Here is a 14,972-nt window from a genome sequence, read left to right as displayed (position 1 = left end):
GAACTTCTCCTTCTGCACTTCGCGCGCCATCATCACCGCAGGCCCAATCGCCGTTTCTGCCACAGCGCATAAAGGGCGGGAATCACCAGCAGCGCCAGTAACGCGGCGCTGAACATGCCGCCCACCATGGGCGCGGCAATGCGCTTCATCACATCGGCGCCGGCGCCATGGCTGAACATGATGGGTAAGAGGCCGCCCACCACCAGGGTCAAGGTCATGGCCAGAGGCCGCAGGCGCAGCATGGTCCCCTCGATGACGGCAAGCTGAAGGTCATGCCAGCTCTGCAAGGCGTCACGGGCCTGCCGTCGGATGAGGGCCTGATCCAGGTAGAGGAGCATCACTACCCCGAATTCTGCCGCCACTCCCGCCAGGGCGATGAAGCCCACGGCCACCGCCACCGAGAGTTTGTAGCCGAGCCAGTAGGTGAGCCAGAAGCCTCCCACCAGGGACAGGGGCAGGGTGAGCAGGATGATGGCTACCTCCACCCAGTTTTTAAAGTTGAAGTAGAGGAGCAGGGCGATCAGCAGAATGACGGCAGGAATGACCAGCTCCAGGCGCTTGGCGGCCTGCTCCATGACCTGATACTGGCCTACCCAGGAGACGGTATAACCTCCTGGGAGACGGACGGCTTTCGCAATCGCCGCTTTGGCGCGGGGCACATAGGCACCGATGTTGGTGCCAGGCTTCGGGTCGATATAGATCCAACTGTTCAGGCGACTGTTGTCGCTGGTAAGCATGGCAGGCCCGCCCTCGATCCGGAGATCGGCTACCTGGGCCAGAGGGATCTGGGCGCCATCGGGAGCTGCGATGCGGCTTTCCATCAGGGTGGACAGGGACTGGCGCAGTTCCCGGGGGTAACGGAGATCCACTGGGAAGCGTTCCAGTCCTTGTACCGCGGTGGTCAGGACCTCGCCACCGATGGCCGTCTCCACGAGACGGTTCACATCCGCCACCGATAGGCCATAGCGGGCGGCCTTGGCGCGGTCGGTGTGAACGACGATGTAGCGGCCGCCGGTGACCTGTGCCGCATAGGCGCTCTGGGTGCCGGGTACCTTGCGCAGGACGGTCTGGAGTTCCTGCCCCAGGCGGTTCAGGGTATCGAGATCCGTTCCGCCGATTTTAATGCCTAGTGGTGTCTGTAGACCGGTAGTCAGCATGTCCACCCGTCCCTTGAGCGGCTGTGTCCAGATATTCGACAGGCCGGGAATACTCATGGCTTTGTTCATCTTGCTTTGCAGCTTCTGCATCGTCATCCCGGCTGGCCACTGGTCGGGATTCTTTAAATTCACCACCGTATCGAACATGGACAGGGGCGATTGGTCCGTCGCCGTCTGGGCCCGTCCCGCCTCGCCGAAGATCGTTTTCACTTCGGGGAAGGTCTTGAGGATGCGGTCCGTCTGCTGCAGGAGCGTGGCGGCCTCGCCGATGGAAACCGCCGGGTCCTGAGTGACCGGCATATAGAGCAGCGTCCCCTCGTTCAGCGGCGGCATAAATTCCGACCCCAGGCGGTTCCAGGGGTAGTAGAGGGTGGCCGTGAGCAGCAGGGCAAGGATCAAAATAATCCAGGGCGCGCGCAGGACACCGTGGATGACCGGACGGTAGAGGAAAGCCAGGACCCGATTCAGGGGGTTTTTGTTTTCGGGGCGGATGCGGCCGCGGATGAACCATGCCATGAGAATGGGCACCACGGTTATGGAAAGGATGGCGGCGGCGGCCACGGAAAAGGTCTTGGTGAAGGCGAGGGGCGCGAAGAGCTTGCCCTCCTCGCCGCCCAGGGCGAACACCGGCAGGAAGGAAACGGCGATGATGATCAGCGAGAAAAACAGTGCCGGACCGACCTCCTCTGCCGCCGCCATCGCCGCCGCCCAGGGATCGACACCGGGGGTTTGCTCCAGGTGCTTGTGCATGTTTTCGATCATGACCACGGGGGCGTCCATCATCACGCCGATGGCGATGGCGATACCGCCCAGGGACATGATGTTGGCGGGGACACCCATGCCCCACATGATAAGGATGGCGGCCAGTATTCCCAGCGGCAGGGCGACGAGGGCCACCAGCGCCGAACGCGCGCGCAGCAGGAAGAGCAGGGAAATGAGCGCCACCGCCAGGGATTCTTCCAGCAGCTTGCCGGTCAGGGTATGAATGCTGCGCTGGATGAGCGGGGCCTGGCTATAGGTCGTGACAACCTGCACGCCCTTGGGCAGGGAGGGCTGGATGTCCTTCAGCTTGCGCTCGATCTGGTGGATGAGGGCATAGGCGTTGCCGCCCTGGTTCATCATCACGATTCCGCCCACCACCTGGCCCTGGCCATTGAGATCGGCGATGCCATTGGGCAGCTGCGGGCCCAACTGCACCCGGGCCACCTGCCGCAGCGTAATGGGCACGTCGTCGCGCACCCCCAGCGACGCATCCTCCAGGTCTTTCAGGGAACGAATGTAGCCCGAGGTGCGGACGATATAACTCGCTCCTCCCATGTCCACCACCGAGCCGCTGGTCTCCCCGTTAGCCGCCCGGATGGCGGTCTCCACCTCCGGCAGAGTCAGGTGGTAGGCGAGGAGTTTCTGGGGGTCCACCACCACTTGGTACTCCTGCACCATGCCCCCTACCGTGGCCACCTCCGCGACGCCGGAGATGGCCTGTAGTTCGTACTTGAGAAACCAGTTCTGCAAGGTGGTGAGCTGGGCCAGATTCAAGGTCCCGCCGGGGTCGGTGAGGGCATACTCGAAGATCCAGTCCACCCCCGAACTGTTCGGCCCCAGAGCCGGCGTGATCCCCGGCGGCAGCTTGGACTGCACCTGGCTCAGGTATTGGAGTACCAGGTTGCGGGCCTGATAGATGCTGGTGCCCCCTTTGAAGAGGACGTAGACATAGGAGTCCCCGAACATCGAGTAGCCGCGCACGGCCTGGGCACCGGGTACCTCCTGCAGGGTGGTTTCCAGAGGGTAGGTCACCTGATCCTGAACGATTTGTGGCGCCTGACCCGGATAGGAGGTCTTGACGATGACCTGGGTGGGCGAAATGTCAGGGATGGCCTCCAGGGGGATGTTGATCACCGCCAGCGTACCGCCGACGATCAACACCAGGACGGCGATCATGACCAGCAAGCGGTTTGCCATACACCAACGCATGATCGCTCTAATCATGGGATTGCCCTCCCTGACCCATGTTCATCCCGGCCATGGCGCTCGGACCGGATGAGGCCGGTGGCGTTGGCGGGGCACCAGCATTCCCGGCGGGAGCGGCCAGTGCAGAGGATTTCCGGCCCTGAGTCATGTTCTGCGGCTGGGAAACCCCTACGCCCGGCGCGGCACTCGTGGTGGACGCCGTGTTGCCCCCTAACATACGGGCCTTGACCGACTGGAACTGAGACTCGGAATAAAGCAGGAACTGGGCACTTTCCACTACTCGGTCCCCCGTCTTGAGTCCCTTGTCGATGGCTACCCAGCCGTCGGCCTCCGGCCCCAGAGCAACCTGGACCGGCAGAAAATGTCCATTATCCTCACCCAGCATCACATAATCCCCCTGAGTGGTACGCAGTACGGCGCTGCTGGGGACTGCCAGGGTCTCCTCGGGGCTGGCCAGAACCGTGGCGTCGGCATAGGTGCCGGGGCGCAGGTTTCCCCCAGGATTGGGAAAGCTCAGCCGGGCCGTCACCGTCCGGCTTTTGGGGTCGAGGGTCGGATAGAGGAAGCTCAAACGTCCTTCCCAGGTCTTGCCGGGATAGGCCGGCAGATGCAGGCGCACGGGGTTGCCGATCCGTACCCAGGGCAACTGATGGGAGTAGAGCGCCACATTGACCCAAACCCGGTCGAGGTTGGCTATTTCATAGAGATTCGTCTGCGGCGAGACATAACCACCCTGGCGCGCATTGAGGGTCTCGATCACCCCGGAAGTGGGGGCTATGACCGCTACATTGCGTTCCGCTGTGCCGTGCCGGGCGAGAGCTGCGATCTGGTTTTCCGGCATGCCCAGCAGTCGCAATCTCGCCCGGGCTGCCGCCAGCAATGCCGGGCCTTCCGTCCCCCCACCCTGGCGGCGGGCAATGAGATATTCCTGCTGGGCACTATACAGTTCGGGAGAATATATCTCGGCGAGCACCTGGCCGCGCTGCACGGGGTCACCCACGGCGCGGACATTCAAGCGTGTCACCCAGCCGGAGAAACGCGGAGTGACGGAATAGACCCGGTTCTCGTCCACCGCCACGGTGCCCACGGTATGGATGGCATGCCCCATCTGCCGGTGCTGCACCGCCACAAGGCGCACCCCCAGGTTTTGCGCCAGGCGTGGATCTATGCTGAGACCGGACTCTTTTTTTGCGTTCGGGCTGGAGGCATAGACCGGGATATAGGCCATCCCCATACTGTCCTTCATCGGGTGATCCGAATGGATTTTGGGGTCCATGGGGGCAGCCCAGTAGAGGATATGCCGTCCCTTGGGGGTACTTTCCTGAGGATGGGCTGCGGCGACGTTGGCGCTCGGTGCCGCGGCAGGGGCCCGCAGCCACCACACTACTCCAGCCCCGAGGGCTACGCCAAGGACGAGCAGACCCATGCCGATGATCCAGTTGCGTGACTTCATGGTTGCATCTCTCCTTGGGTGGTGAGGAAATCCAGTTCTGCGGCGCTGATGGCCAGGTCGCGGCGGTATTGCAGGCGGGTCAGGGCGTAGTCCAGCACTTCCTTCTGGGTGCGCAACACCGCGTTCAGTCCGGCGCGCCCCGCCGAGTAGGCGGCGAGCGTTGCGGAAAAGGCATTCCGTGCGGTGGGCAGCAGGCGTTGATCGGTCCGATCCAACTGGGTCTTGAGGGCTATGTAACGGGCGAAGGTGGCGCGCGTCTTCTGGGTCAATGCAAGATGTTGATCGTCGTAGCGGTATTGCGCCTGCAGGGCCTTGGCCTGGGCGGTGGCAACATCCTGGTCCTGGCGATCTCCCGGGAATATCGGCAGGCTCAGGTTAACCCCCGCTGACAGCCAGTTGGGGCTGCCGGGGTAGAAATCCTGGCCATAACCGACGCTGACGGTGACGTTCGGCCAATAGCCGGTTTTGGCTACCTGCACGCCCATTTGCGCGGCCCGGGTTTGCGCCTGGGCGGCGCGCAGGAGGGGCTGGCCGGAAAGTCGGGCTTCCATTTCGGCAAGAGTGGGTGGTGGCGGCAGATTCGGCCATTGCTTTTCTATGGACGGCGGTTCCGGCAGGTTCAGAATCTGGGCGATTTGCGCCAGATCGCTTGCCTGCTCTGCCTGCAATCTGGTGATGTCATTGGCCAAACTGTCGCGCGCCAGTTGGGCACGGAGTACCTCGGCCTGCGACCCTTGAGCGGAGCGGTAGAGCGCCAGCGCCGCTTGCACACTCGCGGCCTCCAACTGTTCCTGATGCCGGACCGTTGCCACGGCATCTTCGGCATAGAGGGCTTGCAGCCAGGCGCGGCGCAGCAATAGCACCAACTCGGCAGCCTGGCCGCGCAGGGTGAAGTTCGCCATCTGCGCTTCCATTCCCGCCTGTTGTCCTTCCAGCCCTAATTTGCCAAAGGAGGGAAAAGTCTGACTCAGGCCCACGCTCAGCATGCTCATCTGCTGCCGGTTCATGGAGAAGCTGTTGATGGGCAGGTTCACGGCACCGAGACCAAGATGCGGATCGGGCAGTTGGGCTACCGCCACGGCTTTATGCCGTAATTCCGCGATCTTCTGGGTTAGGGCGCCGAGACCGGGGTTTTGCCGCAGGGCAATAGCCTCAGCACCCTGCAGGCTCAATGGGGCGGCACTGGCATAAGGGCTGAACACCATCATCAGCATGGCGGGAAGGGAGAGTGGCCCCGCGCCCCTGCAAATAGCCGCAACCCACTTTAGAAAATATTTATTTCCAGAACTTCTTTGCACATCGCTCATATAGCCTCCACATACGGCCCGAGTTAGGGCCGAAGACGCGAATTTCCTGTCCGGCGCGACTATGTGCGCGGGACTGCGGATTCAGGCGGGAGGCTAAATGAGAAAACGAACTGCGGAGAGTGGGGGAAGACCAGTGTGGGCCGCAACGCGGAGAAAGTGTGGAACGGGCTTAGGAGAAGAGAGAGTAATCCAGGATGCAACGGAAACGGCGAGAGCCGACATGGCGGGGGTGATGTTGTGGGCACTCTCCGCTACCGGCGCCATCATATCGTGGTGGCAGCAAGCAGTCAGGCAAGAGCCTTGCTGCGGGGCCGGAGCACCAAGGGCCTGTTCGCAACGCGGCATTTGTGTGCCGTGTGCGGCTACCCCTGTCATCGACAGGGCGCACAGCGCCGGAGCCGCGTCTGCCACCATCCAAGGCAGCAGTAGAAGCAGGGCCATAAAGGCTATCCGGCGAACGAACGGGCGAAAAACGCGCACAGTACCCCAATCTCGAGACGTTAGTCCGGCCATTACAACTCAACGATCATCAAATGTCAATGCTGCTGCGACTGAGTGCCGCGCTTCCCGCCCTTACTTGCACGTCCCCTATCCACGGCTTTTTCTACCGCCTCAAACGTCGGTGTTTGTAAGTCTTTCCCGACGGCGAGATTCCCCATCTCTGGCGGGTGGTCCACGAAATGGCCGGCCAGCACCTTGAAGTCCTGGACGTGAAAAACCTCTGTCCCCCACTACGCCCAAACCCTCACCCACTGGGTCCGCCGCTTGGAGGAGCACAAGGAAGAGGCTGTTGCCATGATCGGCGAGAAACGCTATCGTATCTGGGCAATCTATGTGTGGCGCCGTTACCAACATGTGGACCGAAGTTACCGCGAGGCAGGGGTGAGCTGAGGAGATATCTAACGGTCAACCGGGGGAAGGCCATTGGCAGCAAAGGTACGGGTGGCCGAAGATCTTGCCGCAGACCATATCCTCAGTCGCCAGGACGCCGATGGCTGGCCCCATCCATTGGATAGCCTGAAAGAAGATGGAATAAGTGGACACTGCCTACTACACTGAAGCCTTAAGTGAGCTGGTCATCGGCGAGAGTTAGTTCTGCGTCCATGGTGTAGCGAGCACGATGAGGAACAGAAAATGTGGCCTTATATGATGGGTGGTTTTTCAATGGTTACGGCTGGGTCGGGTCGGCATTCATGATCCTGTTTTGGGGTTTGCTTTGCCTCTTGCTGATTTTTGGCATTGTTGCCGGGATCGTGTCGCTGGTGCGGGCCTTCCCAGGTCGCGGGAGTCGGAGTGGCGAGAAAACCACCGCGCTGGATGTACTCCACGAGCGCTATGCTCGTGGGGAAATTGGAAGGGATGAGTACCTGGAAAGGCGCCGCGACCTGGAACGATAGCGCTTCCCCATCCGCCGAAGCTGGTCCGGATGCGCTACCAACAGGTGGGGCAGCGGTGGAAAGCTTATCTCGTTGGTTAAGGATCCAGTCTGCGGCATGGATGTGGATCCCCAGATGCCGAGGCGTAGCCGTGTATAGGGTGTGACATTCTATTTTTGCTCCGCCGCTCATCGGACGTTTGTCCCATTACCATACCTAACCTACGGAATTAGGCTCAACGCACTAAGGTCGGAAATCGGCAACCGGCGTTGTAAGCTCCTGCGGCGGTAAAAGGAGAGGGCTCTATGGACCATTCGGGACATCAGAAACAAGGGATGGGTACCGCTCATTCCAGTGCGCACGGCGGTCGCAACCATGCCGCCATGATCGCCGATTTCCGGCGGCGGTTTTGGGTGTCACTGGCACTGACGATCCCTATCCTTTTTTTGTCGCCGCTTATCCAGCATCTGCTGGGACTGGAGGCTACTCTTGCCTTTACGGGGTCGTCCTATGTGCTTTTCGCACTATCGAGCGGGGTTTATTTCTATGGCGGCTGGCCCTTCCTGAAGGGGCTGTTTGCCGAACTCAAAACCCGCAAGCCAGCCATGATGACGCTGATCGCCCTGGCCATCAGCGTGGCCTATTTTTACTCGAGTGCCGTCGTGTTCGGGGTTCAGGGCGAAGTGTTCTTCTGGGAACTCGCCACGCTGATCGATGTGATGCTGCTCGGCCACTGGATCGAGATGAAATCGGTCATGGGGGCATCCGGCGCACTGGAAAAACTGGTGCAAATGATGCCTTCCGAGGCCCATCTCGTGGCCCCGGACGGTATGAAAGACGTGCCGGTCGCCAATCTGCAGCGCGGTGACCGGGTGCTGGTGAAGCCCGGCGAAAAAATCCCTACAGATGGTCTGATCGTCGAGGGGCGAACCACCGTCAACCAGGCCATGCTCACCGGCGAAAGCCAGCCCGTGGAGAAGGGGGGCGGCGACGAAGTGATCGGTGGTTCGGTCAACGGAGAGTCGAGTATCACCGTCGAGGTCCACAAGACCGGCAGTGAAACCTATCTTTCACAGGTCATCGAGATGGTGCGCCGGGCACAGGAGTCCCGCTCCCGGACCCAGGACCTGGCCGACCGCGCGGCCCTGGTGCTGACCCTTACCGCGTTGAGTGTCGGGGGGCTTACCCTTGCCACTTGGCTGATCCTTGGCCAGCACTTCGAGTTTGCCCTGGCCCGCATGGTGACCGTTATGGTGATTGCCTGTCCCCATGCCCTGGGCCTGGCGATTCCGCTGGTCGTCGCCGTGTCCACCGCCATGGCGGCGCAGCATGGGCTGCTTATCCGGGACCGGTCTGCTTTTGAGCGGGCGCGCCAACTGCAGGCGGTGGTATTCGACAAGACCGGGACCTTGACGGAGGGGCGGTTCGGCGTCACGGATGTGGTCGTGCTGGGCGGATACGCCGAAGACGATGTGGTGCGGCTCGCCGCGGCCCTCGAAAGTCAGTCGGAGCACCCCATCGCCGCCGGCATCGTAACAGATGCCAAAGAGAGGGGTATCAGCTTCGAGTCTCCCAAGGAATTCAGGGCCATCCCCGGGAAGGGCGCGCAAGCCATCGTGGAAGGACGCAACGTGAAAGTCGTAAGTCCCGGCTATCTCAAGGAGCACGGCCTCGATGTCAGCGATGGGCGGATCGGGGCCTTGGCATCCCAGGGCAAAACGGTGGTATACCTGCTCGTCGACGAGAAAGTGGCAGGGGCGGTCGCGCTGGCCGATATCATTCGAGCGGAATCGCGGGAAGCCCTCGCGCGGCTGAAGGGGATGGGCGTACAGGTGATGATGCTGACCGGGGACTCGGAAGCTGTGGCCCGCTGGGTGGCCCAGGAAATGGGGCTTGACGATTATTTCGCCGAAGTGCTGCCGGATCAAAAGGCGGAGAAGATCAAGGCAGTGCAGGCGCGGGGGTTGCGCGTGGCCATGGTTGGCGACGGTGTCAACGATGCGCCCGCCCTGGTGGAGGCCGACGTCGGGATCGCCATCGGGGCGGGTACGGACGTCGCCATCGAGTCGGCGGACATCGTGCTGGTCCGTTCCGATCCTCGGGATGTGGCGGCCATCCTCGAACTTTCCCGGGCGACCTATCGCAAGATGATTCAGAACCTGTGGTGGGGTGCCGGCTACAATATCGTAGCGATCCCGCTTGCGGCCGGGGTGGCCTACAGCATCGGCATAGTCTTGTCCCCAGCCGTGGGGGCGGCCCTGATGTCCGTTTCCACCGTGATCGTCGCCGTCAACGCCAAGCTCCTTCAGAGGGTTCGGCTCACCGCCTAGTGTAGTGTTGCATTCTTGTGGGAACTTTCGTTCTTTGTCGCAACTCCATCGGCAGTCTGGCCACGCTGCTGTGGTTGCATGTGCTGACCCCTCTCTGGCTGGAAGGCGGCCAGACAGGCAGCGCGCATGCCGGAATCCTGATCAAGGAAGAACCGGATCTTCCCGATGCCGCCGAACAGGCGCTTGAGGTAGAAGTGGCCGTACAGGGTGTACTCGGCGTGAATCCGCATGCTCCGTGTCGGCAGTCTGCGACCGACATCCTGAATTTCCGAGACTTCGACATCCTCGCGCCGGGTTGCCTCGTCGTAGGCCGCCTCGATATCGCCGTCCAGATCTTGTCCGGAAGGCTGCCGGCACGAAGAGCGGCTGGACTTCAGTGCGGCATCGTAATCTCTCTTGAGCCAGCACCGGGTGAAGCGGCGGAATGGGGCCTTGGCCTGGTAGTCGCCAGCAGTGACAGCCCGTTGCTCGACTTCTTCGGCATCCAGCGTCGGGTCATAGTTGAGGTGCATCTCGAAGACGTAGCCGGTGGTACCGACGGCGTGGAGAACGACATTGCGGCGATCTTTGTGGCGGTTCTAGTTCACCACGTAGTCCTGACGGTCGGTGGCCAGGTAGAGGCGAGGCAACATCATGCCGGCCAGCATGCGCGCCTTCCGGTGGCCAGCGAAGGCGAGGCTCTGGCGGTAGAGGAGCTCGATCTTGCCGTAGAGCCCTTTGGGGCCGATGTCGGCGACCTCGTAGATGCGTCGCAATGGCGACTTGTTCATCAGCAGGGAGAAGATCAGCCGGTTCTTGTGCGGCTGCTGGTGACCGGTGTTGATTCGCCAACAGAGAAGGTCTTGCGGCAAGACTTGCAGCGGTACCGCCGCGAGCCGGATTGGGTCAGGCCGAAGGATTGGTAGGCATTGATGCGGCTGATCGGCACCGCATGATTCTGGTAAGCCGTATTTGGGCAAGTGGATCCGGGCGCTCCGCGAGATCGGCCAGCAGGCGGGATCGTTCCTCGTCGATGACGGAATTGCTCTTGATCGGCGGAGATTCGCCGCATCGGCGGGATATCGGCTCGAACCGCCTTCGGAAGAATTTACCTCGGAAATGACAATCCCTCTACGGCTTGGCACTGGAGGGGGATTGTGGGTGATCCGCTTCAGGTATTCAACACCTTTACGGAACGGCTAGCCTGTCGTTGCGGATATTGTGGGCGGGTACTACCCTCTGTGGCATGGCTGGCGACGCGACCATCGCTGGCTGGTCTACAATTGCAGAGTCAGGCTTGTTGCTTTCTGTAAATCCGCGACGGTCCGTCTTCATGGAAGATATATGGTGATTATGGGAGGTGTTTCATGCATGCCATGGTCCTGAAAGAGGTGGGCAAGCCTTTGGTGCCCGCTGAATTGCCGCGACCACAGCCACAGCTGGGCCAGGTCCTGGTAAAAATACTGGCATGCGGAGTGTGCCGTACCGATCTGCATGTAGTGGACGGTGAATTGCCGAACCCCAAACTACCACTCGTTCCCGGCCATGAAGTAGTCGGCCAGATAGAATCGGTGGGAAGCCCCGATATTTCCTTACAGAATGGACAGATGGTGGGGATTCCCTGGCTCGCATGGACTTGCGGTGCCTGCGAATATTGTCGCGCAGGACAGGAGAATCTTTGTGAGCAGGTGCGTTTTCATGGCTACACCGTGGATGGCGGTTACGCCGAGTATATGGTCGCTGATGCGCGTTACTGCTTCCCTCTTCCAGACATTTACGCCAATCCGGAAGGTGCGCCGCTGTTGTGTGCGGGGCTCATCGGCGTTCGGGCCTTACGTTTTGCGGAGGGGGGACGACGCCTGGGTCTTTATGGATTCGGCGCTGCCGCGCATTTACTGATTCAGGTAGCGCGTTACCAGGGTATGGAGGTCTATGCATTTACTCGCCCAGGCGATAGCGAGGCACAGGATTTAGCGATTAAATTGGGGGCTGTGTGGGTAGGTGGATCGGATATTCTACCGCCACAACCACTTGATGCGGCAATTTTGTTTGCGCCGGTTGGAGCCCTGATACCTATTGCTCTTCAGGCGGTTAGGAAAGGGGGCATTGTTATCAGTGCGGGAATTCACATGTCGGATATCCCAGCTTTCCCCTATTCCTTACTCTGGGAGGAGCGACAGGTGCGATCTATTGCCAATCTGACGCGCAAAGATGCCGAGGACTATTTCCCACTGGCACGGCGTGTTCCGGTGCAAAGCCATATCACGACGTATCCCTTGGCCATGGCGAATGTGGCATTGGCGGACTTAAGACGTGGCGCGGTCCACGGTGCGGCGGTTCTGGTTATGGGGGCATGGCAGGAACTCGAGACGTGAAAAGGATATGGATTTTGATGGTCTTGCTGTGGCTTGCTTCTGCTACTGATGGCGCACCAGCGGCAACAGCGCTGGTACCGACTTGGTTGCGCGCTGCCCGCGCGCTCGCGCAAATGCACTATTTACCGGGTCAAGTGGGCTGGACCGGGCTACGGGGGACGAATCCACAAATTTGGTGGTTATGGCCGTTAGGTATGGGCCCAGACCATGAATCGGCGAGGGCCGCCACCTTGGGCCGGTCATGGAAGGCCCGGGCCTTGGAATCATGGGCGCGGCCAGTGGCACCGCTGATAGAGATGGATAACCCGTAAGCGGGGCATTGCAACTCGGGATAATGCCAAAAGTCTCAAGCATCGCGTTACCTAACAGTCACGAAACCGTTATCAATTCCCGTAACGAATCAATGAGCGGACAGGAGAAATTTCCCTGCTGAGATTTGCATGCCTCCAATTGCTTCTGTAGGGCATGCTCTATCCGATGTAGTTCCCTCAGGCGGGCCTGCACACTAGCCAAATGCCTGGAAGCTAATTCTGCCGCCTCACGGCAATGCGTGCCATCAGCCAGCTTCAGTAGCTGACCGATTTCATCCAGGCTGAAACCCAGTCCTTTCGCCGATTTCACGAAGCGCAGTCGCTCCAGATCGGATTGCCCATAGCGCCGGATACTGCCAGGCAGCCGGTCCGGTTCCGGGAGTAGACCCTTCCGCTGATAGAAGCGGACGGTTTCGACGTGCACACCGGCAGATGCGGCCAGGGCACCTATGGTCAGAAGCTTCATGTGATAACCCTCCTTGACTCCGTACCAGACTACGGTAATACGCTGGGTAATGCCAAGTATTGCACGTCCACATCCGGCCATTTCTGCCAAGGAGGGAAAAGTGAACAACATCCTGATGTCCCGCATTCTCGACAAGACCGGGGTGCTCGGTACGGTCGTTTCCGGTTTGAGCTGTGCCATGTGTTTTCCGGCTCTCGCCAGCATCGGTGCAGCCGTTGGCCTGGGATTTCTCAGTCGCTGGGAAGGCCTTTTCGTACATACACTCATCCCCGCATTTCTGGTGATTGCGCTTCTTGCAAATGGCCTGGGATGGTTTGCCCACCACCAGTGGCAACGCTCAGCGCTGGGATGTGTGGGACCAGTCGTCGCTCTATTCGGGGATCAGGGAATGACGCAACACTTTCTGCCCGTGGAGATGGCGCGAATTCTGTTCTACACTGGTCTAGTCATCATGGTCATCGTCGCCATTTGGGATATGTTCCGTCCTGTCCATAAACACTGCCCAGTTCCCTCTGGGGATCACCAGTCGCACCGCTGACCAGGAGCATGCCATGTCTCAGAAAATCTTTTTACGCGTCACCGGGATGACCTGTGCGCATTGCGCCCACAGTGTAGAAAAGGCGCTTCTTGGTATCCATGGTATCGACAGCGCCCAGGTTTCTTTGGCCACGAATCAGGCAGAAGTTTTCCTGCAGTCTTCCATACCGACAGAAGCATTGCTGGCGGCCGTAACGCAGGCGGGCTATGGTGCCAAAGTAGAGCAGGATTCCTGGCAAGTTCAGGCTCGATCTTTGCCGGAACCAGGACAGCCACACATCGCCATCATTGGCAGCGGCGGAGCGGCGATGGCTGCGGCGCTTAAAGCCGTTGAACGCGGCGCGCGGGTGACCTTGATCGAACGGGGTACCATCGGTGGCACCTGCGTCAACGTCGGTTGCGTACCCTCCAAAATACTGATCCGGGCCGCGCACATCGCCCATCTGCGGCGCGCAAGTCCCTTTGATGCCGGGATTGCCGCGCAAGAGCCGGTTATTCGCCGCGACAGATTGCTGGCCCAGCAGCAAGGCCGTGTAGAGGAGTTGCGCTATGCCAAGTACGAAGGCATCCTGGCGCAAACTCCGGCCATCAGCGTGCTGCGCGGCGAAGCCACGTTCCAGAACGCGCAGACGTTGTCCGTAGTGCTCGCCGACGGCGGTGTTCACGAACTGCGGTTTGACCGCTGCCTGATTGCCACCGGGGCGATCCCGGCAATTCCACCGCTCCCCGGTCTTGCGAATACCCCCTACTGGACCTCCACCGAGGCGCTGGCGAGTGAAGCCATCCCCGAACGGTTGGTCGTGATCGGCGCGTCAGTAGTAGCAGTAGAACTCGCCCAGGCATTCGCCCGGCTCGGTAGCAAGGTGACGATCCTGGCGCGCAGCGTCCTGCTCAGTCATGAGGATCCTGCCATTGGTGAGGCGATTACCAGCGCCTTTCGCGCCGAAGGGATTGATGTGCTGGAACATACCCAGCCTAACCAGGCCGACTACAACGATGGTCAATTCCTGCTCACGACGGGAAACGGCCATCTGCGCGCCGATCGGCTATTGATCGCCACTGGCCGTGCGCCGAATACGCATAGCCTGAACCTTGCGGCGGTGGGCGTTGAGGTCAACGCACACGGAGCCATCGTCATCGACAAAATGATGCGCACCAGCACACCGTGTATCTTCGCCGCAGGCGACTGCACCGACCAGCCGCAGTTCGTTTATGTCGCGGCGGCGGCGGGAACCCGGGCAGCGATCAATATGACCGGCGGCGAGGCGGAACTGGATCTTTCAGCCATGCCGGCGGTGGTCTTCACGGATCCGCAGGTGGCCACGGCAGGCTACAGCGAAGCGAAAGCCCAGCAACAAGGAATCGAGACGGAGAGCCGTACTCTCACCCTCGACAACGTGCCCAGAGCCCTGGCCAACTTCGATACCCGTGGCTTCATCAAGCTGGTGGCCGAAGCCGGTACGGGACGGCTGCTTGGCGTGCAGGCGGTCGCTCCGGAGGCGGGCGAACTGATACAGTCGGCTGCGCTAGCGATCCGCAACCATATGACCGTGCAGGAACTGGCCGATCAGTTGTTCCCGTACCTAACGATGGTCGAGGGGCTGAAACTCGCGGCACAGACTTTCAATAAAGATGTGAAGCAGTTGTCTTGCTGCGCTGGTTAGATACACGAACCCAAGGTTTTCTGAACACTTCGTTTGTGGACACTTTGGG

Annotated in this window: 13 protein-coding genes; 8 read left to right on the top strand and 5 right to left on the bottom strand. The window is 60.6% G+C overall.

Annotated elements, in window-relative coordinates; translation table 11 throughout:
* Positions 1 to 32 precede the first annotated feature (32 nt).
* The 4 genes from PJU76_RS07745 to PJU76_RS07730 form a co-directional block, all read right to left on the bottom strand.
* A complete protein-coding gene (locus tag PJU76_RS07745; RefSeq protein WP_271779056.1) occupies positions 33 to 3,143 on the bottom strand; it encodes an efflux RND transporter permease subunit in 3,111 nt (1,036 codons plus the stop codon).
* Entirely contained in the window at positions 3,136 to 4,578 is a 1,443-nt protein-coding gene (locus PJU76_RS07740) for an efflux RND transporter periplasmic adaptor subunit (RefSeq protein ID WP_271779055.1), read from the bottom strand. Before PJU76_RS07740 ends, PJU76_RS07745 begins: the two co-directional genes overlap by 8 nt.
* A complete protein-coding gene (locus PJU76_RS07735) occupies positions 4,575 to 5,885 on the bottom strand; it encodes a TolC family protein (RefSeq protein WP_271779054.1) in 1,311 nt (436 codons plus the stop codon). The genes PJU76_RS07740 and PJU76_RS07735 overlap by 4 nt, the downstream gene beginning before the upstream one ends.
* 93 nt (positions 5,886 to 5,978) lie before the next feature.
* Positions 5,979 to 6,326: a hypothetical protein gene (locus PJU76_RS07730; protein ID WP_271779053.1), complete on the bottom strand. Its 348-nt coding sequence runs from the start codon at positions 6,324 to 6,326 to the stop codon at positions 5,979 to 5,981.
* A 324-nt stretch (positions 6,327 to 6,650) separates the two neighbouring features.
* Between PJU76_RS07730 and PJU76_RS13730 the strand changes: the two genes are divergently transcribed.
* The 6 genes from PJU76_RS13730 to PJU76_RS07705 all read left to right on the top strand — a co-directional run bounded on the left by PJU76_RS13730 (position 6,651) and on the right by PJU76_RS07705 (position 11,945).
* Positions 6,651 to 6,776 (top strand): hypothetical protein, encoded by a 126-nt coding sequence (locus PJU76_RS13730; protein WP_231104451.1) that lies wholly within the window; start codon positions 6,651 to 6,653, stop codon positions 6,774 to 6,776.
* 245 nt (positions 6,777 to 7,021) lie between these two features.
* Positions 7,022 to 7,282 carry an SHOCT domain-containing protein gene (locus PJU76_RS07725; RefSeq protein ID WP_257481506.1) on the top strand — a complete coding sequence of 87 codons (261 nt, stop codon included), beginning with the start codon at positions 7,022 to 7,024 and terminating at the stop codon, positions 7,280 to 7,282.
* A gap of 284 nt (positions 7,283 to 7,566) precedes the next feature.
* Positions 7,567 to 9,591 carry a heavy metal translocating P-type ATPase gene (locus PJU76_RS07720; protein ID WP_271779052.1) on the top strand — a complete coding sequence of 675 codons (2,025 nt, stop codon included), beginning with the start codon at positions 7,567 to 7,569 and terminating at the stop codon, positions 9,589 to 9,591.
* Between the two features lie 17 nt (positions 9,592 to 9,608).
* On the top strand, positions 9,609 to 10,496 hold the full coding sequence (locus tag PJU76_RS07715) for a hypothetical protein (RefSeq protein WP_271779051.1): 888 nt from the start codon (positions 9,609 to 9,611) through the stop codon (positions 10,494 to 10,496).
* Between the two features lie 231 nt (positions 10,497 to 10,727).
* On the top strand, positions 10,728 to 10,883 hold the full coding sequence (locus PJU76_RS07710; protein ID WP_271779050.1) for a hypothetical protein: 156 nt from the start codon (positions 10,728 to 10,730) through the stop codon (positions 10,881 to 10,883).
* Positions 10,884 to 10,937: 54 nt separating this feature from the next.
* On the top strand, positions 10,938 to 11,945 hold the full coding sequence (locus PJU76_RS07705) for a zinc-dependent alcohol dehydrogenase family protein (RefSeq protein ID WP_271779049.1): 1,008 nt from the start codon (positions 10,938 to 10,940) through the stop codon (positions 11,943 to 11,945).
* Between the two features lie 369 nt (positions 11,946 to 12,314).
* On the opposite strand, the gene merR is transcribed toward PJU76_RS07705, so the two are convergent.
* Positions 12,315 to 12,722 carry an Hg(II)-responsive transcriptional regulator gene (merR, locus tag PJU76_RS07700; protein ID WP_271779048.1) on the bottom strand — a complete coding sequence of 136 codons (408 nt, stop codon included), beginning with the start codon at positions 12,720 to 12,722 and terminating at the stop codon, positions 12,315 to 12,317.
* Positions 12,723 to 12,837: 115 nt separating this feature from the next.
* Between merR and merC the strand changes: the two genes are divergently transcribed.
* The gene (gene merC, locus PJU76_RS07695) at positions 12,838 to 13,260 is read left to right on the top strand and encodes an organomercurial transporter MerC (protein WP_215889234.1); all 423 of its coding nucleotides are present in this window, start codon (positions 12,838 to 12,840) and stop codon (positions 13,258 to 13,260) included.
* Between the two features lie 13 nt (positions 13,261 to 13,273).
* Complete coding sequence (merA, locus tag PJU76_RS07690) at positions 13,274 to 14,923, top strand: mercury(II) reductase (protein ID WP_271779047.1); 1,650 nt, start codon at positions 13,274 to 13,276, stop codon at positions 14,921 to 14,923.
* Positions 14,924 to 14,972 lie beyond the last annotated feature (49 nt).

It is taken from the genome of Acidithiobacillus ferriphilus, from assembly GCF_028215975.1.
GTDB lineage: Bacteria > Pseudomonadota > Gammaproteobacteria > Acidithiobacillales > Acidithiobacillaceae > Acidithiobacillus > Acidithiobacillus ferriphilus.
Note: the sequence above shows the minus strand (reverse complement) of the source record. Positions and strands in the feature narration are given on the sequence as shown.